This is a genomic window from Actinoplanes subtropicus (assembly GCF_000721705.1).
GTDB classification, from domain to species: domain Bacteria; phylum Actinomycetota; class Actinomycetes; order Mycobacteriales; family Micromonosporaceae; genus Actinoplanes; species Actinoplanes subtropicus.
Genome location: NZ_JOJL01000001.1, coordinates 139,821 through 158,768, shown reverse-complemented (window position 1 = coordinate 158,768; position 18,948 = coordinate 139,821). Strand labels below are relative to the sequence as shown.

The window sequence follows — 18,948 nt, the reverse complement described above, 5'->3', positions numbered from 1 at the left end:
GTCGTAGCGGCACGGCCCGCGTCGAGGAAGTCCATCGTACGGGTTAACGCGCGACGGGCCGGACGTACCTTCGGAGCATGGCGGCGGGCAGGGGTGTGCGCGGCAGTGGGCTACCGGCGGAGTTGACGAGCTTCGTCGGCCGCCGCCGGGAGAGCTCCGAAGTGGTCGAACTGCTTTCCGATTCGCGCCTGGTGACGCTGACCGGGGCGGCCGGCATGGGCAAGACCCGGCTGGCGCTGCGGGTGGCGGCCCGGGTCGCGCGAGGGTTCCGCGACGGGGTGCGGCTGGTCGAGCTGGCCCCGATTGCCGACCCGGCCCTGGTCGCGTACGCGGTGGCGCAGGCCCTCGAGATCCCCGAGGAGGACGACTCGGAGCCGGAGGTGCAGCTGGTCCGCTTCCTGCGAAACCGGCAGATGCTGCTGGTGCTGGACAACTGCGAGCATCTCGCGCCGGCCTGCGCGGCGCTGGCCCACCGGCTGCTGGTCGAGGCCGACGGCCTGCGCATCCTGGCGACCAGCCGGCACCTGCTGGAGACCGTCGGCGAGCAGGTGTACCCGACACCGCCGCTGACCGTGGACGCCCCGGGCGGCGGGTACGGCGCCGCGGTGGACCTGTTCGTCCACCGGGCGGCCGCGGTCACGCCCGGGTTCGCGCTCACCGCCGACAACACCCCGCACGTGCTGGACGTCTGCCGACAGCTGGAGGGCAACCCGCTCGCCATCGAACTGGCTGCGGTGCTGGCGCGGGTGCTGGCCCCGGCTCAGCTCGCGGCCCGGCTGTCCGACCGGTTCCGGCTGTTGTCCGGCGAGGCCCGCGGCCGGCCGGCGCACCACCGCACGCTGCGCGCCGCCATCGAGTGGAGCCACCAGCTGTGCGACCCGGCGGAGCAGCGGGTGTGGGCGCGGGCCTCGGCGTTCGCGGGCGGCTTCGACCTGGAGTCGGCCGAGCGGGTGTGCGCCGGTGACGGGATCGACCCGGGCGACGTGCTCGACCTGCTCGACGGCCTGGTGGCCAAGTCGATCGTGTTGTTCGACGCGACCGGCCCGGGGCGCTACCGGCTCCTCGAGACGCTGCGCGAATTCGGCGCCGAGAAGCTGCGCGAGGCCGACGACGAGGCCCAGGTCCGCAGGGTGCACGCCGATCACTATCTCCGCCTGGCCGAGCAGGGTGAGCGGGAGTGGTTCGGGCCGGCGCAGGCCCGGTGGTTGAGCTGGGCGCGCGACGAGCACGACAACCTGCGGATCGCGTACGACTTCCTGCTCGACGCCGGCGGCCGGGGCGAGGCGGCGTTGCGCCTGGCCACCGCCCTGTGGTTCGACTGGATGGCCACCGCCCGGCCGCTCGAGGGCAACCTGTGGCTGACCCGGGCGCTGTCGCGGGTCGGCGACGACTCGCCGGGCCGGCCCGCGGGGCTGTGGGCCAGCAGCCTCGCGGCCACGCTGCTGGGCGACGTGGACGCCGGCCGCCGGCTGGCCGACCAGGCGTGGGCGGCGGTGCGCCCCGGCGATCCGCTCACTACCGCGCGCATCGTCTCGCGCCGGGCCGGGGTCGCCGTGCACCACCGGGACTACACCGGCGCCGAGGAGCTGGCCCGTGACTCGCTGAGCCGGTTCGCCGCGGCCGGTGCGGAGGCCGATCCGATGGCGGTGATCGCGTTGAGCACCCTGGCCGCCTGCCGGATAGCGCTGGGCGATCCGGCCGGCGCCGTGGCGCAATGCCAGGCGGCCGAGGCCATCTGCCGGGCGCGGGGCGACCGCAGCCTGCTGGTGCTGGTGCTGGTCTTCCTGGCCCGGGCCGAGTGGAGCGCCGGCGACCTGGCCGCCGCCGCCGAGCACGGCCGGCAGGCCGTGCTGGCCGCCCGGCCCGGGTCGGCCCGGCCCTACCTGGTCCAGGCAGTCGACATCCTGGCGTGGATCTCGGCCACGAGCGGCGACCACGATCGGGCCGCCGTGCTGCTCGGCGCCGCCGACACGCTCTGGGCGGAGTTCGGGCTGCACCTGTTGCGCGACTCGCCCCACTTCGCGGTGCCGCGCCGCGAGTGCGAGAAGACCAGCCGGGCCGTCCTCGGCGAGGCCGCATTCGCAGCCGCCTTCGTGCACGGCGCCGGCCTCGGCCTGGACGAGGTGCTCGCCTACGCCACCGGGCGGCCGGCGCCCGGCCCCACCCCCACCGGCGACGGTCCGGCCGCGAAGATCCTGACCCGCCGCGAACACGAGATCGCCGGCCTGGTCGCCCAGGGGCTGAGCAACCGCCGGATCGCCGAGAAGCTGGTGATTTCCCCGCGCACCGTGGAATCCCACGTCCAGCGGATCCTCACCAAGCTCGACTTCACCTCGCGGTCGCAGATCGCCGCGTGGACCGTCGGCGGCCAAGCCGGGTGGTCGTAGGTCAGGCGTTGCGAATCGCGTCGGCGTCCTGGAGACCGAGGATGTCGACGGCCCGCTCGCGCATCTCCACCTTGCGGACCTTGCCGGTGACGGTCATCGGGAAGCTGTCGACGATGTGCACGTACCGCGGGATCTTGTAGTGGGTGAGCCGGCCGGCGCAGTAGGCGCGGACGGCCTCGGCGGTCAGCGGGGTGGTGCCCGGGCGCATGACGATCCAGGCCATCAGCTCCTCGCCGTACTTCGCGTCGGGCACGCCGATCACCTGCACGTCGGCGATGTCCGGATGCCCGTACAGGAACTCCTCGACCTCGCGGGGATAGACGTTCTCGCCGCCGCGGATGACCAGGTCCTTGATCCGGCCGACGATGTTGAGGTAGCCGTCGGCGTCCATCGTGGCCAGATCACCGGTGTGCATCCAGCGGGCCGCGTCGATCGCCTCGGCGGTGGCCTCCGGCTGTTCCCAGTAGCCGAGCATCACCGAGTAGCCGCGGGTGCACAGCTCGCCGGGCTCGCCGCGCTCGACCACCAGGCCGGTGGCCGGGTCGACGACCTTGGACTCGAGGTGCGGCATGACCCGGCCGACGGTCTCGGTGCGGCGGGCCAGGTTGTCGTCGGGGCGGGTCATGGTGGAGACCGGCGACGTCTCGGTCATCCCGTAGCAGATCGCCACCTCGGCCATGTTCATCTCGGCGACCACCCGCTTCATCACCTCGACCGGGCAGGGCGAGCCGGCCATGATTCCGGTACGCAGCGAGGACAGGTCGTAGTCGGGGAAGTTCGGCAGGCCGAGCTCGGCGATGAACATGGTGGGTACGCCGTAGAGACTCGTCACCCGCTCGGCCTGGACGGCGGCGAGCGTGGCGGCGGGGTCGAAGCCGGGGGCGGGCAGGACGATGCAGGCGCCGTGCGAGGTGGCGCCGAGGTTGCCCATCACCATGCCGAAGCAGTGGTAGAGCGGGACGGGCAGGCAGACTCGGTCGTGCTCGGTGTAGTTGATCAGCTCGCCGACGAAGTAGCCGTTGTTCAGGATGTTGTGGTGCGAGAGGGTCGCGCCCTTGGGGAATCCCGTGGTCCCCGACGTGTACTGGATGTTGATCGGATCATCGAACGCGAGAGTGGCGGCGCGCCTCGATATTTCGGACATGTCGCCTTCGAGCGACAAATCGGCGTAGCTTGCCTCGCCGATGTACGCGACCTCGGTGAAGCCGATCTCCTCGATCATGCGGCGGTAGTCGCTGGTCTTGAAGGCGACCGCGCTGATCAGCAGGCTCAGGCCGGACTGCTTCACGACGTACTCGAGCTCGTGCGTCCGGTACGCCGGGTTGACGTTGACCAGGATCGCGCCGATCTTCGCGGTGGCGTACTGGGTGATCACCCACTCGGCGCAGTTCGGCGCCCAGATCCCGACCCGGTCGCCCTTCGCGATGCCGCGCGCCAGCAGGCCCCGGGCCAGCCGGTTGACGTCGGCGTCGAGCTCGGCGTAGGTCCACCGCCGGCCGGCCGCGACGTCGACCAGGACCTCCCGGTCACCGAAGCGGGCGACGGCGCGCTCGAAGTTCGCCCCGATCGTCTCGCCGAGCAGGGGCGCGGTGCTGGTGCCGGATGCATACGACACCCCGTCCGACCGGCCCGCCGCCACCGTTGAACGGACTGAAGACTCCATTTCTGCAGCATGAGCCGCGTCACAGCTTCGGCGCTACCCCTGTTCGGGGGTGACCCCCGCACGACTTGCCGTATCTAGCTGAGCGAGTATCTTGCTCAGCGAGTATCTTGCCCGGCGTGACATGTGCGGTGTCGGGGGCGGTTGGCGTGACATGCTGTTGACGTGCTCGAAGCAGCCGATCTACCTGCCGCGTTGGGGCGGATTCGCCGGGTTACCGGGCTTCCGGTGGCGTTCGGTGGGCTGGTTTCGGCGGATGGACGGCAGATGCGGCTGACCGACTTCGCCGGCACCGCGACGCTCGCGCTCAACGGGCTGATTGTCTGCGCCGGCAACGGTCTGGGCGGCCGGGTGGTCACGAGTGCGCGGCCGGGGCGGGTCGAGGACTATGCGGCCGACCCGCGGATCAGTCATGAGTACGACGCGCCGGTGCGCGCCGAGGGGCTGCGGGCGATCGCGGCCGTGCCGGTGGCGATGGGCGGGTCGGTGCTGGCCGTGCTCTACGCCGGCACCCGGGAGCCGATCGCGGTGGGCGGCCGCGCCGTGGAGGCGATGGGGCGGGTCGCGGTGCGGTTGGGGACCGAGGCGACCGTACGCCGGGAGGTCGCCCGCCGGATGGCCGAGCTCGAGACCAGCGCCGCCCGAGGGCTGCCCGGCGCGAGCGCGCGGGAGTGGGAGGACGTGCGGTTGGCGCACGCGGACCTGCGTACGCTCGCCGCGGAGGTCTCCGACCCGGAGCTGAAGGCGCGGCTGCAACAGATTTCCGGCCGCCTGGTCGCGCATCGGCCCGGCGCAGCCGATCGCAACCCCCTCTCCCCGCGCGAGCTGGATGTGCTCGCCATGGTGGCGGTGGGCTGCGGGAACGCGGAGGCGGCGCGGCGGCTGGGCCTGCTGCCCGAGACGGTGAAGAGCTATCTGCGCAACGCGATGCGCAAATTGGGAACGCACGGCCGAATGGAGACGATTGTGACCGCACGCCGCCTGGGATTCCTGCCGTGAGGCGGGTCGTCGTCGGTACGACCGGCGTGTCGATAGCCGAGGCCGCGGTGCCCGAACCGGGTGCGGGCGAGGTGCTCGTGCGGATGGCGATGGCCGGCGTCTGCGGCTCGGATGTGCACGCGCTGCAGGGCAGGCACCCGTTCATCACGCTGCCCTATCGGCCCGGCCACGAGGTGAGCGGCGTCGTCGAGGCGGCCGGCCCGGGCGCCACGCTGCCGGTCGGGGCGCGGGTCACGATGGAGCCGTTCCTGCCCTGCTGGGCGTGCAAGCAGTGCCGGGCCGGGCGGCAGAACATCTGCGAGAACATGCGCTTCTTCGGCTGCGCGCACGACCAGGGCGGGATGGCCGACTACTTCACCGTCGACCAGCGCCGGCTGCACGTGATCCCGGACGAGCTGGACTGGCTGCGGGCCGCGTTCATCGAGCCGCTCGGCACGCCGGTGCACGCGGCGCGGCTGGCGGGCGGGCTGGCCGGCCGGACCGTGGCGATCCTGGGCGCGGGGACGATCGGGCTGCTCACGCTGCAAGTGGCCCGCGCGCAGAAGGCCGCCCGGATCGTCATGACCGCCCGGTCGCCGCGGAGCCGGGAGCGGGCCGCCGGCTTCGGGCCGGACGCGGTGCTCGACGCGACCGCGACCGACGCGGTCGAGCAGGCCAGGGAGGCGCTGGGCGAGAGCGCCGACGTCGTCTTCGACTGCGTGGCCGAGCAGTCCACGATGGACCAGGCGCTGGCGATGGCGAACACCGGCGGCACGGTCGTGGTGGTCGGCGTCCCGGCGGGGCCGGTGACCGTCCCACTGCCGATGATCCAGGACAGCCAGTTGCGCATCCAGGGCAGCGCCACCTACCTCCCGGAGGACTTCGCGGACGCGATCGACCTGCTCGTGTCGGGCCGGGTCGACGTGGGCGGGATGGCCACCGCCGTACGGCCGCTGGATGAGGCGGCCGCCGCGTTCGCCGACGCCGCCTCCGGCGCGCACATCAAGGTGCTGCTCACCGCGTCATGAATTGACAGTCGACACCCCTTCCGATTACCGGCCGGTAATGACAGGGTGTGTCGATGGCGGACTACGACGTCGTGATCGTGGGCAGCGGCTTCGGCGGAAGCGTCAGCGCGCTGCGCCTCACCGAGAAGGGCTACCGGGTCGGCGTGCTCGAGGCGGGCCGGCGCTACACCCCCGAGATGCTCCCGAAGACCTCGTGGGACCTGAAGAACTTCCTCTGGGCGCCGCGGCTCGGCCTGCGCGGCATTCAGCGGATCACCCTGCTCAAGGACATCGTGGTGCTGTCGGCCGCCGGGGTGGGTGGCGGTTCCCTGGTGTACGCGAACACCCTCTACCGCCCGCCGGCCACGTTCTTCGACGATCCGCACTGGGCCGGCATCACCGATTGGGCGGCCGAACTGGCGCCGCACTACGACCAGGCCTCGCGGATGCTCGGCGTGATCGAGCAGCCCACGATGACCCCGTCCGACGTGGTGATCAAAGAGGTCGCGGAGGACATGGGGGTGGGTTCGACCTTCCGGCGTACGCCCGTGGGGGTCTTCTTCGGCGAGCCCGGCAAGACGGTGCCCGACCCGTTCTTCGGCGGCGCCGGACCGGACCGCACCGGCTGCACCCAGTGCGGCAACTGCATGATCGGCTGCAAGGTCGGCGCCAAGAACCGCCTCGACGTGAACTACCTCTACCTGGCCGAGAAGGCCGGCGCGACGGTGCATCCGGATACCGAGGTGACGGCGCTGCGACCGGCCGGCGACGGCTGGGCGGTGGAGACCCGCACCGGGCGCTTCACCGCCGGCCAGGTGATCCTCTCGGCCGGGGCGCTCGGCAGCCAGCGCCTGCTGCACGCGATGCGCGACACCGGCGTGCTGCCCGGCATCTCGGCCAGCCTGGGCGCGCTGACCCGCACCAACTCCGAGGCGCTGCTCGGCGCGCAGGCCCGCTCGGTGCCGGCCGAGCCGTTCTCCCGCGGTGTGGCGATCACCTCGTCGTTCCACCCGGACTCGACGACGCACATCGAGCCGGTGCGCTATGGGCCGGGCAGCAACGCGATGGGCCTGCTCGCCACGTTGCTGGTGGACGGCGGCGGGCGGGTGCCGCGGCCGGTCAAGTTCCTCGGGCAGGCGCTGCGCCACCCGTACGTGCTGCTCCGGTCCTTGTCGGTACGGCGGTGGAGCGAGCGCACGATCATCGCGCTGGTGATGCAGACGCTCGACAACTCGCTGACCGTGCGGCGCACCAGGCGCGGCCGGCTCACCACCGGGCCGGGCCACGGCGAGGCGAACCCGACCTGGATCCCGCAGGGGCACGAGGCGGTGCGCCGGATCGCCGAGAAGATCGACGGTTTCCCGGGCGGGACGGTCGGTGACATCTTTGACATTCCGATGACGGCACACATTCTCGGCGGCGCGACGATCGGCGAATCGGCGGCGACCGGCGTGGTGGATCCGTATCACCGCGTATATGGGTACGCCGGATTGCACGTCGTGGACGGCGCGGCCGTGCCGGCGAATCTGGGCGTGAATCCGTCGCTGACCATCACCGCGATGGCCGAGCGCGCGATGTCGCTGTGGCCGAACAAGGGCGACGACGATCGGCGGCCACCCGTCGGTTCGAAATATGAACGACTGACCCCGATCCCGCCGCAACGCCCCGCCGTTCCGGCCGGCGCCCCAACTGCTCTACGCCTAACCGAATTGTGAACGGCCGCACCCGCGGTCGACCAGCTGATGAGGAGAGGCCGATTTTCGGCGCCGCGGGGTTTGCCGTGTCGAAAATCGGCCTCTCCTCATCAGCCCGAAAGGGGCGATCGCCCGCGGAGCGAAGCGGAGCCAGCCAGCTCGGCGAACCGCCCCGGCACCGGAGAATCGGCGACGAGGCGGCTCGGGTCAGCGGAGCCGTCTCTCACGCGGTGGTACAGGTGCAGCCGTTCAGCGTGAATGACGGCGGGTTGGCGAAACTGCCGGAGTAGGTGCCTTGGAAACCGAAGGACGTGTTGGCCCCGGGCGCGATGCTTCCGTTCCAGGAAATGTTGCTGGCGGTGATCGCACCACTCGAACCGGTGAGGGCGGCGTTCCAGGACGAGGTGATCGTCTGGCCGCTCGGCAGCATGAAGCCGAGTTTCCAGCCGTTGATCGCGCCGCTTCCGCTATTGGCGATCGTGACGTTCGCGGTGAAGCCGGCGTTCCAAACGTTCGTGCCATAGGTGACCTTGCACGAAGAGGAGGTGCCGGTCGTAGGCCCGCCGCCGCCCCCGTTGACCGCCGCGGAGAAGTTCGTCACGGCCAGGCCCGCGCCGCCGATCCACGGCTCGAAGCCGGCCTGAATGCTGGTCAGGTACCACGAGCTGGTGATCGCGCCGCGGCTCTTCACGTCGTTGAGGAAGTCCAGGACGCTGAAGCTCCAACTGGCGATCGGCGACGGCGCCACGTACGAGATGACCGCGTTCGACCCGTTGCTGCCCCGCCAGACCTCCCAGCTACGCCCGCCGATGGTCGCGTTGCCCACCACCGAGCCGATCGGCTGGATCGAGCCCTGCCGGTTGAACCAGATCATGATTTCCTGCTGGTTGACGCCGTCCTTCTTGGGCGTCGGGTCGAGCCAGATGTCGTACGCGGCGTCGTAGGTCGCGCCGCCGACGAACTGATAGTCGACGCTGCTGGTGGCACTGGAGATCGAGCCGACCTGGATCGGCAGGTTGGTGCCCGGCGAGCAGTTGGTGTAGTGGCAGCCGTAGTAGACCGCCGGGTAGGAGACCGGGGCGCCACTGGTGCTGCCGGTGCCCTGCTGGGTCTGGATGGCGAACCCGGTGCTGGTCACGGTGATGCACTGCTGGGCGGAGGTGCCCCAGCGGTTGTTCATCACCACGTACCGGCCGCCGATGGTGGTGCTGCCGTACTGCTCGCAGATCTGCGTGTCGGCCGCCGCTGGTCCGGCGACGGCGAAGGCGGTCACGGCCGCCCCGGCCAGCAGGCCGAGGGCCGCGAGGGCGCGGATGGCACGTCTCATTTGCGAAGCTCCTTGGAGGGGATCCCGCGGGGACGGGTACTGGGAGCGCTCCCACGACACGTTACAGGACATTGACGAACCTGAAAAGTAGCTGTGCCCGAGAACCTTGCGGCACCGACAACAATTGCGACATGCGATGCGGTAATTTGCACTGAGAACTGATCGGAGACAGAATGAATGCGTATCGACATCCGCGGCGCCACGCCGCGTGCGCATAGTCGTCACTCAAATGACACCGTTGTAGTGGGAGCAGGCACACCATGGCCAAGCAGGTAATAACCCTTCTGACCGACGACATCGACGGCGGAGAGGCCGACCGCACCGTCGAGTTCGGACTCGACGGTGTGAACTACACGATCGATCTCTCCGAGAAGAACGCCGGCAAGTTGCGCAAGGCGCTCGACCCGTTCCTGAACGCGGCGACCCGGGTCGGCCGCAGCGGCGTCGTGGCCACCGCCCGGCGGGCCGCTCCCGCGAGCACCGGCCGCGCCAGCCGCGACCAGAACCAGGCGATCCGCGAGTGGGCGAACAAGAACGGGTTCGAGGTCTCCGAGCGCGGGCGTATCCCGAGCCACATCGTCGAGGCGTACCACAGCAAGCGGTAGGTTGATCTCGATCGTTTGACAAACGGCGTCACCGATCGGTGGCGCCGTTTCTCTTCCGGAGGGAAAGCCATGCCGGTCGTCATCGTCACCGGAGCGTCGAGCGGAATCGGCCGCGCCACCGCGTTGCGGCTCGGCCGGGCCGGCGTCACGGTCGTGCTCGCCGCCCGGCGCGCCGACCTGCTCGACGAGGTGGCCGCCGAGATCGGCACGGCGGTCGTGGTGCCCACCGACGTCCGCGACCCGGCCGCGATCGAGGCCCTGGTGGCCCGCGCCCGCGAGGTCGACGGCCGGATCGACGGCCTGGTCAACAACGCCGGCCTCGGCAGCAGCCCGTCGATCCTGGCCCGCGACGACGCGGTCACCGAGATGATCGACGTGAACCTGGTGGCCCCGATCCGGCTGATGCGCGCGGTCATCCCGATCATGCGGGAACAGCGTTCCGGCTCGATCGTGAACATCGGATCGGTGGCCGGCGAGATCGGCCTCGCGGGCGCCTACTCCGCCACGAAATTCGCACTGCGCGGCATGACCGACTCGGTACGCAGGGAACTGGCCGGCACCGGCATCGGTGTGACGCTGATCGAGCCGGGCTTCATCGACACCGGCTTCAACACCCGGAAGAATCTGCCGGGCCCGGAGATCGTCGCCGCCGCCGTGGAGCGCGCGCTGCGCCGCCCGCGCCGGCGCATCGTCGTCCCGTGGAAATACCGGCCGGCGATCACCGCGGCGACCACGCTGCCGTTCCTCGCCGACCGCCTGCTCGCGGGCCGGGCCGGGCGGAGGGACTGACCCCGGCCCGGCCCAGCCCGGAGCTCACGGCAGGTAGTAGTTCGGGTTCGGCAGCTTGAAGGTCTTGTCGGCGTGGCCGCCCTTCAGGTCGCTGTACTGGTCACCGAAGTTGGCCACGATGTCGTAGCCGAGCGACTCGATGTGCGCCCGGGTCGCCGACTTGTAGTGGATGGTCGTGCACTTGCCGCCCGGGTCGTCGGCGCAGGCCGCCTTCAGGTAGTCCGGGTACGCGGTCACGTCCGGCTTGGTGAACAGGCCGTCCTCGCCGTCGGACAGCGTGGTCGGCTTCGGGAAGCCGTCGTCCACGCCGACCCCGTCCGCGGTCAGGTTGCCGAGCGTGGCCTGCTCCTGCGAGGTCGGCCGCCCGGTCAGGAAGAAGATCGCGTAGCCCTCGCGCTCGGCCGCCTGCGCCATCGCGACCATGCCCGGCACCGCCGGGAACTTCTGGCCGTTCACGTAGTCGGCGTTGGTGGTCGGGTTGTACGCCCAGTTGCTGAACACCTCGTAGTTCCAGGTCGCCAGCGAGGTGTCGTCGACGTCCAGGACGATCGCCTTGGTGGCATGCCCGTGCGACCGGTAGTGGCTCAGGTATCGCGTGCCGTCGGCGGCCACGTGCGAGGCCTCCTTGGCGTAATTGCTGTCGGCGGCGAACTGGCCGGAGCCCAGCGCGTCGCCGTAGTAGTTACGAAGTTGCTGCCGGAGGACGTCGAGGTTGGTGACGTCCTTCTCGGAGCGCGGAGTGATGGTCTGGATCGCCGGTTGGGCGGTCGTCACGGCCGCGGCCCAGCCGACACCGGCGCCGCCGAGGACGGCCACGGTGATGGCCGCCGCGGCGACCGCGGCACGCCGCGGAGCACGCAAGAAAGTGATGGTCATCCACGGGACCTTACGCTGCCATCGATTGCTCCCCGTTAGACATCTGGGCCAGTGCCTCGGTGCCGTCGACCGGGGCCGACCAGAGGTAGCCCTGCCCGAACGGGCAACCGAGCCGGGCGAGCAGGTCGCGGTGCACCGCCGACTCGATACCCTCGGCGATCACCGTGAGGCCGAGCGACTGCGCCAGGCTGACGATGCCGGTGACCAGGGCCAGTTGCTGCTGACTCTCGACCATGTCGTCGATGAACATCTTGTCGATCTTCACGACGTCGATCGGGCGGCGATGCAGGTAGCTCAGCGACGAATAGCCCGTGCCGAAGTCGTCGATGGCCACGCGTACGCCATGCTCGCGCAGCTGCGCAAGGTCACGCCAGACCGTTTCGTGCTCGCCCGCGAGCAGGGTCTCGGTCAGCTCGATCATCAGGGCCTCCGGCGGAACGCCGGCGTAGGCCAGCGCCTGCACGATCTCGTCGACGAAGCCGGTCTCGCGGAACTGCCGCACGGAGACATTCACCGAGACGTACGGCGAACGGGCGCGCGGCAGCGCCCGCCGCCACTGGGCCACCGTGTGCAGGGCTTGCTGCAGCACCCAGCGGCCGATCGGCACGATCAGCCCGCTCTCCTCGGCGACCGCGATGAACTCGGCCGGCGCCACCAGCCCCTTGGTCGGGTGGTACCAGCGGACCAGCGCCTCGAAGCCGACCGGTTCCTGCGAGATGAGATCCACGATCGGCTGGTACGCGAGCAAGAAGTGGCCCTCGTTGACCGCGTGGTCGAGCGCCGACCGCAGTTCGAGCCGCTCCACCATCGCGCCATGCAGGTGCGCCTGGTAGCGCCGCCACTGGTTCTTGCCGGCGCCCTTGGCCACGTACAGCGCGAGATCGGCCTGACGCAGCAGTTCATCGGCGGTGTCCGCCTCGGGCGTGGTGGTGATGCCGATGCTGGCCACCGCGTGCAGCGAGGTCTCGCCGTCGACCACGACCGGAGGGGCGAGCGCGGCCAGGATCCGGTTGGCGGTCTCCTCGACCGCGCCCGGGTCCTGCACGTTCTCGATCAGCGCGGCGAACTCGTCGCCGCCCAGCCGCGCGGCCGTGTCGTCGGCCCGCAGCGCGCCGGCGATCCGGTTGGCCACCTCGATCAGCAGGGTGTCGCCGGCCGCGTGCCCGAGTGTGTCGTTGACGATCTTGAAGTCGTCCAGGTCGATGAAGAGCACGCCGACCACCGAGCCGTCCCGGGCGCCGCGGGCGAGCGCGTGCTCGAGCCGGTCGTGGAACAGCACCCGGTTGGCCAGCCCGGTCATCGCGTCGTGGAACGCCTGGTGGGTGAGCTCCCGCTCGAGGCGTCGCGGCTCGGTCACGTCGCGCAGGGTGATCACCAGGCCGGCCACGGTCGGCTCGTCGCGCAGGTCCGACACGTGCATCTCCAGCAGCACGTCCGCCGGCCCGCGAAGATCGACCCCGTCGCGCGGCGAGGCCAGCAACTCGTGGTCGTCCGGATGAATCCATTCGGCCAGGTACGACCTGGCCGGGTCGGCGCCGAAGACGCGCGCGGCCGACGGGCTCGCGTACCGGATGTACAGCTCGTCGTCGAGGATCAGGATCACGTCCGCGGTGTTCTGCACCAGCGTCCGGAAGTACACCTCGCTGTTGCGCCGGATCACCTCGTCGCTCAGCTGGATCCGCTCCAGCGCCAGCGCCGCCTGCCCGGCCAGCACCTCGACCGCCCGCTGCAGCCGCGGCAGCGCCGACGCGGGCGCACCCACGTGCAGCACACCGACCAGCGGCTCGCCCGCCGGCCGGTCGGCGAGCACCATCGGGCAGCGCAGCGTCGTGCTGAAGGTGGTGAGCCGTACGGCGACCGCCCAGTCCAGGTCGCGGGTCGGCACGATGCCGGCCCACCGGTCGACCGGCTTGCCCTGCGGAATGTCGTCCGGCACCGCCATCGCCAGCACCACGCCGTGCGGGGTGTCCGGCGGCAGCAGTTGCGCCACCGCGATCCGCACCGCGTCGCCGACCGCGTCCACGTCGGCCGCCGAGACCAGCGCCGCCGACGCCTGCCGCAGCCCACGCTCGCGGGCCAGGGCCTGCCGGTGGTTCGACATGATGCCGGCCATCCGCACCAGGACCAGCAGGAAGATCAGCGCGCTCAGCACGGCGACGACGGTGGGGCCGGCGCCGAGCAGCACGGCCGGCGCGACCAGCCCGAGCAGCGCCACGCGCCACCAGCCCGGCTCGCTCGGCGGCCCGTCGGCGGGCACGCTGAGCAGCGTCATCGACGGATGCAGCGCGGCCAGCCCCGCGCCCGCGTACAGCGCGAACCGGCCCATCGTCGCCACGTCGCCGGACAGCCAGCCCAGCTCGTAGCCGACGTCGGCGGCCAGCATGGCGACCAGCCCCGCGCCGAGCAGCCCACCGGCCACCGGCTTGCGCCCCGAGGCGGTCAGCAGCCGGGTCAGCAGCCCCAGGCAGAGCAGATCGCCGAGCGGGTACGCGAGCAGCACCCAGTCGCGGTGGGCGAGCCGCGGCCCGAGCAGGAACGTCCAGACCAGCAGCGCCCCACCCGCGGTCACGACAAGCGCGTCGAGCAGCGCGGCCCGATCCCGGCTCGCCCCCGTCCGCCGCCGAATGAAGACCAGCAGTACGGCCGCGAGCACCGGATAGGTGGCGATGATCAGCGCCGCGCCGGCCGCCCGCAGGCTCGGCGTGACGACGTAGGCGAAGGTGCCGGCCGCCGACAACCCGACGGCCACGGAGAGCCATTGCCACGGCGTACGGTCGCCTGCTCGGTTGAAGCGCAACCCCCACGCGATGGCCGCCACCGCGGAAAGGCCCGCCGCCAGGCGAATGACCGGCTGCCCGGCGGGCACCAGCCAGAAGGCGACGCCGAGCGCCACCATCCACCCGCCGAACAGCGGCATCCTGCTCCCCCAACCGTGCACGTCGCCACTGCAAATCGGCCCGGCGACGCCGAAACTGAGACAATCGGCGCGTGCTCCTGGAGTTCATCCGCACCCACACCCGCCCCGCGCCGGTGCCGTTCGTCCCCGAAATCACCCTTCACCAGGCCGACGAGCCGATCACCCTGTGGGAGAAAACGGAGGAGGGCGGCCCCCAGCAGCCACCGCCGTTCTGGGCCTTCGCCTGGGCGGGCGGCCAGGCCCTGGCCCGCCACGTGCTGGACCACCCGTCACTGGTGACGGCCCGCGCAACCCTCGACCTGGCCACCGGCTCCGGCCTGGTCGCCGTGGCGGCCGCACTGGCAGGCGCCTGCCCGGTCACCGCCAACGACATCGACCCGTATTCACTCGCTGCCGCCCAGGCCAATGCCGCCGCGAACAACGTGCGGATAGAAACCCTCGAGGCGGACATCCTGGACACCGATCCGCAAGCCTCGGTAGTCCTCGCCGGCGACGTCTTCTACAGCCGCGAAATGGCGGGCCGGGTGCTGCCGTTCCTGCGCCGGGCCGCCGGCCGAGGATGCCTGGTCCTGGTGGGCGATCCCGGCCGCGCCTACCTTCCCACCGACGGCTTCATCAAACAGGCGACCTATTCCGTCCCGGTAATCGAATCCTTAGAAAGCGTCGAAGTACGTGAAACCACCATCTGGCAGGTGGCGCTGCAGTAGCTCGTTCAACTCGAATCCATCGGCGACGGTCTCGTCGGCGGCGGGACCGTTCGGCTCACCAACAGTGCGCGACGACCGCATCAAGACAGCCAACGCCACATCGGCCCGCCGGGCACATTCGATGTCGCGACGCGGCGTATCCCCGACAAACCAGCACGATTCGGCGGCCACGCCCAACTCGTCACAGGCGTTCCAGATCATCTGCGGGTTGGGCTTACGGACTCCGGCCTCGTCGCTGTAGATCTGCGCCGCGAAGTATCCCGAAATTTCGGACTTCTTCAGGAAGTCGCGGTGAGCAGCCCCGGAAAGCGTGTTCGATACCACCGCGAGTGGAATGTCCGTCGCAGAAGCGCGGCTCAACACCTCCCGCATTCCGGCACGAATCTCCCAATTGTCCCGATAAGCCCACTCATAAGACAGCTGTCGAACCGCCCCCCGCACCCGCACCTGAGCCCCCGACGGCCACCCCGGCAACACGAACCGCTCCCAGACCTCAGCCTGCGGCAGCTCATCCGGCCAGTCCTCATCCCGCCACTCAGCCCACGCGGCGGCCCCCGACGTAAGCGACCGCTGAATCTCCCCCGGCGTCAACACCCCGCCCACCAGGTTGTAGATCCGCAGCACCAGCGAGGGCGGCGCCGCCCGCTGAGCCGGCGCCTCCGCGATCACCCCGCCGAAGTCCAGAAGCAGAGCACCCGGCCGCATCTCAGCGCGCAGTCCCCAACGACCAGGCCCGCACCCCACCGACGATCCCCGCCGTATTGGGCACGACCACCACGTCGTCCCCCATCCGCGCCAGCTGGGTCGGCGTGATCAGCCGGGAATTGCCACCACCGATATACAGCCGGTCCCAGAGAAAGACCGGTCGCAGCCCGTCCACCACGTTCCGCACCCGGCGGGACCAGAGCGCGTCCCCGAGCCGCCGCCGCTCGTGCTCCCCGATGTACGTGTCGTACGACATCCCCCACCGCACCGGCGCCTGCGACATCTCCAGATGCGGCGCCAGCACCCCGCCGTCGAAGAGGGCACACCCCAGCCCGGTCCCCAGCGTCAGCATCAGCTCGCAGCCGGTGCCCGCGACCACGCCCGCCCCGTGCACCTCGGCGTCGTTCAGCACCAGGGTCGGCAGCCCGAACGCCTCCGCCAGCGCCGTACGCGCGTCAAACCCGTGCCACGCCTCCACCAGTTCGGGGTCGATCCGGGTACGCGGCCCCGAGCGGGTCACGTAATGCGGCGTGGCCACCACGACACCGTGCCGGAGCATGCCCGGCATTCCCACGGTCACCCGATCCGCGGTCGGCAGCCGCTCCCCGAGCTGCACCAACGTCTTGACGAAAAGCTCGGGCGGCAACGGATACGGGGTCGGCACCCGCAACGGCTGGGCCCGCATCGTGCCCGCCTCGTCGAGCACCGATCCCTTGATGCCGCCGCCGCCACAATCGATCGTCAGGGTGAAAGCCACGCCGCCAGTTTGCATGGAGGTCACCTCCTCGCACAGCAATTGTGACGCCTATGCCTCCTCGGCCGCCGTCTGCAGGGGACGCAGGCGTACGCGGGTGATGGCGCGGCCGGTGACCTCCACCACCTCGGCGGTGAACTCCGGCAACTGCACCACCTCGCCGGGCGCGGTGGGAATGTGCCCCAGCACAGCCAGGACCATGCCGGCCACCGTGGTGTAGTCGCCGTCCTCGTGCCCGTGCGACTCGTCGTGCAGCCCGATGTCCGGCAGGTCGTGGATCGGGAACGAGCCGGGCATCAGCAGTGCCCCGTCCGCCTCGCGGACCACGGCGGCCACATCCCGGTCGGTCTCGTCGTAGATCTCGCCGACGATCTCCTCGACCAGGTCCTCCATCGTGATGATCCCGTCGATCGCGCCGCGCTCGTCCACCACCAGGGCCAGCTGGGCGTGCTCGGTGCGCATCTGCCGCAGCGCGTCGGAGACCCGCAGCGTCTCCGGCAGGAACAGGCCGGGCCGGCAGAGCGCGTCGACCGGGCCGTCCGCGTCGACCAGGTCGCGCAGGTGCACCACGCCGATCACGTCGTCCAGGCCGGCCGGGCCGACCACCGGGGCGCGGGAGTGGCCGCCGGCGATCAGCGAGCGCAGCGCCTGGTGCGCCGGGCAGCCGGTGGGCAGGGTGAGCACGTCGCGGCGGGGCACCAGGATCTCGCGCAGGATCCGGTCGGCGATCTCGAAGGCGCCGCTGATGATCGTGCGCTGCTCGATCGAGAAGTCCTGCTGGGCGGCGACCATGTCGCGGATCTCCTCGGCGGTCACCTCCTCGCGCTGGGCCGCCGGGTCGCCGCCGGCCAGCCGGACCACCCCGTTGGTGGCCGCGCCGAGCAGCCACACCACCGGGCGGGAGAGCGCCGCGAGCACGTCGATCGGGCGGGCGACCAGCAACGCCCAGCCCTCGGTGCGCTGCATGGCGATCCGTTTCGGGGCCAGCTCGCCGAGGACCAGGGTGACGAAGGTCAGCGCGATCGTGACCAGCACGATCGCGACCGGCTGGGCGGCGCTGCCGAGGAACTTCAGCGGGCCCAGCAGCGGCTTGGAGAGCGACACCGCGGCCGCCGCCGAGGCGAGGAAGCCGGCCAGGGTGATGCCGATCTGGATGGTGGCCAGGAACCGGTTGGGGTCGCGGGTGAGCCGGGCCAGCGTCCTGCCGCCGCGGGACTGCCGCTCGAGCCGCTGCACCTGGCTCTCGCGCAGCGACACCAGCGCCATCTCGCTGCCGGCGAAGGCCGCGTTCACCAGGACCAGCACCAGGACCAGGACGATCTCACCGGCTGTGCCACCCATTGTCGTCAGTTCTCCCGGGCCAAAGCGATCACGAGGGGATCAACCGTACCCAGAGTGACACCGGTGCGCTCATCAGAATCTCGCGAAAGAGCGAACCGGCATTCTGGGGCCGAATCGGGGCGCCCCGATCCCGCCGTGCGCGAGCAGATCGCAGACTCGGCCCCGGTGGCCGCGGAACGGCTCGAGCAGCTCCAACATCCGCTCGTCGGTGCCGCGTGCCTCGCCGGCCAGCGCCCAGGCCACCGTGTTGGGCACGTGGTAGTCGCCCACGCTGACCGCGTCGGCGTCGCCGTAGGCCACCCGGACCACCTCGGCGGCCGTCCACGGGCCGATGCCCGGCAGCGCGGTCAGCCGCCGGGTCGCCTCGGCCGCGTCGGCGCACCGCTCGAGCCGGCCGGCCTCGCGGGCCGCGCGCAACAGCGCCTGGGTGCGGCGCTGTTCCACACCGAGCGGATGGAACATCCAATACGGGCTGGCCGCGATCGCGGCGGGGTCGGGCGGCAGCAGCAGATCTCGCGGGCCCGGCGCCGGCTCACCGAACTTCCGGCAAATCTTGCGGTACGCCCGGAAGGCCTCGACGCCGGTCACCTTCTGCTCGAGGATCGCCCGCAGCACGCGATGGAATACCAGGCCGGTGGCCGGCAGCCGGAGCCCGGCGAAGGTGCGCGCCAGATCGTGCACCACCGGGTGGGCCCGGGCGACGGCCGGGAAGCCGCTGACGTCGTCGCGCAGGCCCGCGATCGCGTCGGCCCGGTCGAGCAGCCATCCCGCGCCCGGGCCGAACGCCTCGGCGACCAGCTCGCCGCCCTCGCGGGCCAGGTGGAAGGTGCCGGGGCCGTCGGGGGTGCGGGCCGCCATCCACAGCTCGGCGCCGGTGACCCGGACGCACGGGTCGCCGTTGGGCGCCTGCAGCGAGGCGAGCGACGCGCCGAAGGCGTAACGCTCGGGCGGGATCAGGCGGCGGGTCACCCGGCAACTGTGCCACAACGACCACACGACCGATGGCCCTGACCGCGCTCCCGGTCAGGGCCATCGGGGGCGACCGAACACCCGAGTGATTCGATCGCCGAGGTGGAGCTTGCCGTAGAAGTCGTCCGTCAGGGGGAAGGGCGACCCCCGGTGCCGATGGGGGGTCCCGCCCGGGACGGGGCAATGTCGGTTACCCCGTCCCGAGCCGGGTCGGCTCCCGGTCTCCGCGGCT

Annotated in this window: 15 protein-coding genes; 7 read left to right on the top strand and 8 right to left on the bottom strand. The window is 71.2% G+C overall.

Translation table 11 applies throughout. From position 1 onward, the window contains the following. Window positions 1-77 precede the first annotated feature (77 nt). Window positions 78-2,387, top strand: a complete 2,310-nt coding sequence (locus tag IH26_RS0100755; protein WP_030434120.1) for an ATP-binding protein — start codon at window positions 78-80, stop codon at window positions 2,385-2,387. A gap of 1 nt (window position 2,388) precedes the next feature. Here IH26_RS0100755 and IH26_RS0100750 read toward each other — a convergent pair whose 3' ends face one another. Then, on the bottom strand, window positions 2,389-4,050 hold the full coding sequence (locus tag IH26_RS0100750; RefSeq protein ID WP_051807169.1) for an AMP-binding protein: 1,662 nt from the start codon (window positions 4,048-4,050) through the stop codon (window positions 2,389-2,391). A 162-nt stretch (window positions 4,051-4,212) separates the two neighbouring features. Here IH26_RS0100750 and IH26_RS0100745 point away from each other — a divergent pair, with 162 nt between their 5' ends. Genes IH26_RS0100745 through IH26_RS0100735 form a run of 3 tightly spaced genes read left to right on the top strand, consistent with a single transcriptional unit; the run spans window position 4,213 to window position 7,747 of the window. Further along, a complete protein-coding gene (locus IH26_RS0100745; protein ID WP_030434118.1) occupies window positions 4,213-5,046 on the top strand; it encodes a LuxR C-terminal-related transcriptional regulator in 834 nt (277 codons plus the stop codon). Next, entirely contained in the window at window positions 5,043-6,053 is a 1,011-nt protein-coding gene (locus IH26_RS0100740) for a zinc-dependent alcohol dehydrogenase (protein ID WP_030434117.1), read from the top strand. Before IH26_RS0100745 ends, IH26_RS0100740 begins: the two co-directional genes overlap by 4 nt. Before the next feature lie 53 nt (window positions 6,054-6,106). Further along, window positions 6,107-7,747, top strand: a complete 1,641-nt coding sequence (locus IH26_RS0100735; protein WP_030434116.1) for a GMC oxidoreductase — start codon at window positions 6,107-6,109, stop codon at window positions 7,745-7,747. A 202-nt stretch (window positions 7,748-7,949) separates the two neighbouring features. Here IH26_RS0100735 and IH26_RS0100730 read toward each other — a convergent pair whose 3' ends face one another. Next, on the bottom strand, window positions 7,950-9,053 hold the full coding sequence (locus IH26_RS0100730; RefSeq protein WP_030434115.1) for a glycoside hydrolase family 12 protein: 1,104 nt from the start codon (window positions 9,051-9,053) through the stop codon (window positions 7,950-7,952). Between the two features lie 260 nt (window positions 9,054-9,313). Here IH26_RS0100730 and IH26_RS0100725 point away from each other — a divergent pair, with 260 nt between their 5' ends. Next, a complete protein-coding gene (locus IH26_RS0100725) occupies window positions 9,314-9,658 on the top strand; it encodes a histone-like nucleoid-structuring protein Lsr2 (protein WP_030434114.1) in 345 nt (114 codons plus the stop codon). Between the two features lie 69 nt (window positions 9,659-9,727). Continuing rightward, complete coding sequence (locus tag IH26_RS0100720; protein ID WP_030434113.1) at window positions 9,728-10,447, top strand: SDR family NAD(P)-dependent oxidoreductase; 720 nt, start codon at window positions 9,728-9,730, stop codon at window positions 10,445-10,447. Between the two features lie 24 nt (window positions 10,448-10,471). On the opposite strand, the gene IH26_RS0100715 is transcribed toward IH26_RS0100720, so the two are convergent. Together IH26_RS0100715 and IH26_RS0100710 are read right to left on the bottom strand one after the other, a co-directional pair. Then, window positions 10,472-11,323 carry an HAD family acid phosphatase gene (locus tag IH26_RS0100715; protein WP_030434112.1) on the bottom strand — a complete coding sequence of 284 codons (852 nt, stop codon included), beginning with the start codon at window positions 11,321-11,323 and terminating at the stop codon, window positions 10,472-10,474. Window positions 11,324-11,333: 10 nt separating this feature from the next. After that, window positions 11,334-14,240 (bottom strand): putative bifunctional diguanylate cyclase/phosphodiesterase, encoded by a 2,907-nt coding sequence (locus IH26_RS0100710; protein ID WP_030434111.1) that lies wholly within the window; start codon window positions 14,238-14,240, stop codon window positions 11,334-11,336. A gap of 71 nt (window positions 14,241-14,311) precedes the next feature. On the opposite strand from IH26_RS0100710, the gene IH26_RS0100705 reads away from it, so the two are divergent. Continuing rightward, the gene (locus IH26_RS0100705; RefSeq protein WP_030434110.1) at window positions 14,312-14,947 is read left to right on the top strand and encodes a class I SAM-dependent methyltransferase; all 636 of its coding nucleotides are present in this window, start codon (window positions 14,312-14,314) and stop codon (window positions 14,945-14,947) included. On the opposite strand, the gene IH26_RS0100700 is transcribed toward IH26_RS0100705, so the two are convergent. The 4 genes from IH26_RS0100700 to IH26_RS0100685 form a co-directional block, all read right to left on the bottom strand. Further along, window positions 14,894-15,616, bottom strand: coding sequence for an HAD family hydrolase (locus IH26_RS0100700; RefSeq protein ID WP_245664853.1), 723 nt, complete (start codon window positions 15,614-15,616; stop codon window positions 14,894-14,896). The genes IH26_RS0100705 and IH26_RS0100700 overlap by 54 nt on opposite strands. Before the next feature lie 37 nt (window positions 15,617-15,653). Further along, entirely contained in the window at window positions 15,654-16,409 is a 756-nt protein-coding gene (locus IH26_RS0100695) for an ROK family protein (RefSeq protein ID WP_157436972.1), read from the bottom strand. Between the two features lie 48 nt (window positions 16,410-16,457). Beyond that, window positions 16,458-17,747 carry a hemolysin family protein gene (locus IH26_RS0100690; protein WP_030434107.1) on the bottom strand — a complete coding sequence of 430 codons (1,290 nt, stop codon included), beginning with the start codon at window positions 17,745-17,747 and terminating at the stop codon, window positions 16,458-16,460. 72 nt (window positions 17,748-17,819) lie between these two features. Continuing rightward, window positions 17,820-18,716, bottom strand: coding sequence for a DNA-3-methyladenine glycosylase family protein (locus IH26_RS0100685; RefSeq protein ID WP_030434106.1), 897 nt, complete (start codon window positions 18,714-18,716; stop codon window positions 17,820-17,822). Between the last annotated feature and the right edge of the window lie 232 nt (window positions 18,717-18,948).

What these genes read in the sequence shown, in the direction of transcription:
- IH26_RS0100715 (WP_030434112.1), bottom strand. Translation starts at nt 11,323, where the DNA reads ATGACCATCACTTTCTTGCGTGCTCCGCGGCGTGCCGCGGTCGCCGCG.
- IH26_RS0100735 (WP_030434116.1), top strand. Translation starts at nt 6,107, where the DNA reads ATGGCGGACTACGACGTCGTGATCGTGGGCAGCGGCTTCGGCGGAAGC.
- IH26_RS0100690 (WP_030434107.1), bottom strand. Translation starts at nt 17,747, where the DNA reads ATGGGTGGCACAGCCGGTGAGATCGTCCTGGTCCTGGTGCTGGTCCTG.
- IH26_RS0100730 (WP_030434115.1), bottom strand. Translation starts at nt 9,053, where the DNA reads ATGAGACGTGCCATCCGCGCCCTCGCGGCCCTCGGCCTGCTGGCCGGG.
- IH26_RS0100720 (WP_030434113.1), top strand. Translation starts at nt 9,728, where the DNA reads ATGCCGGTCGTCATCGTCACCGGAGCGTCGAGCGGAATCGGCCGCGCC.
- IH26_RS0100710 (WP_030434111.1), bottom strand. Translation starts at nt 14,240, where the DNA reads ATGCCGCTGTTCGGCGGGTGGATGGTGGCGCTCGGCGTCGCCTTCTGG.
- IH26_RS0100750 (WP_051807169.1), bottom strand. Translation starts at nt 4,050, where the DNA reads ATGGAGTCTTCAGTCCGTTCAACGGTGGCGGCGGGCCGGTCGGACGGG.
- IH26_RS0100725 (WP_030434114.1), top strand. Translation starts at nt 9,314, where the DNA reads ATGGCCAAGCAGGTAATAACCCTTCTGACCGACGACATCGACGGCGGA.
- IH26_RS0100755 (WP_030434120.1), top strand. Translation starts at nt 78, where the DNA reads ATGGCGGCGGGCAGGGGTGTGCGCGGCAGTGGGCTACCGGCGGAGTTG.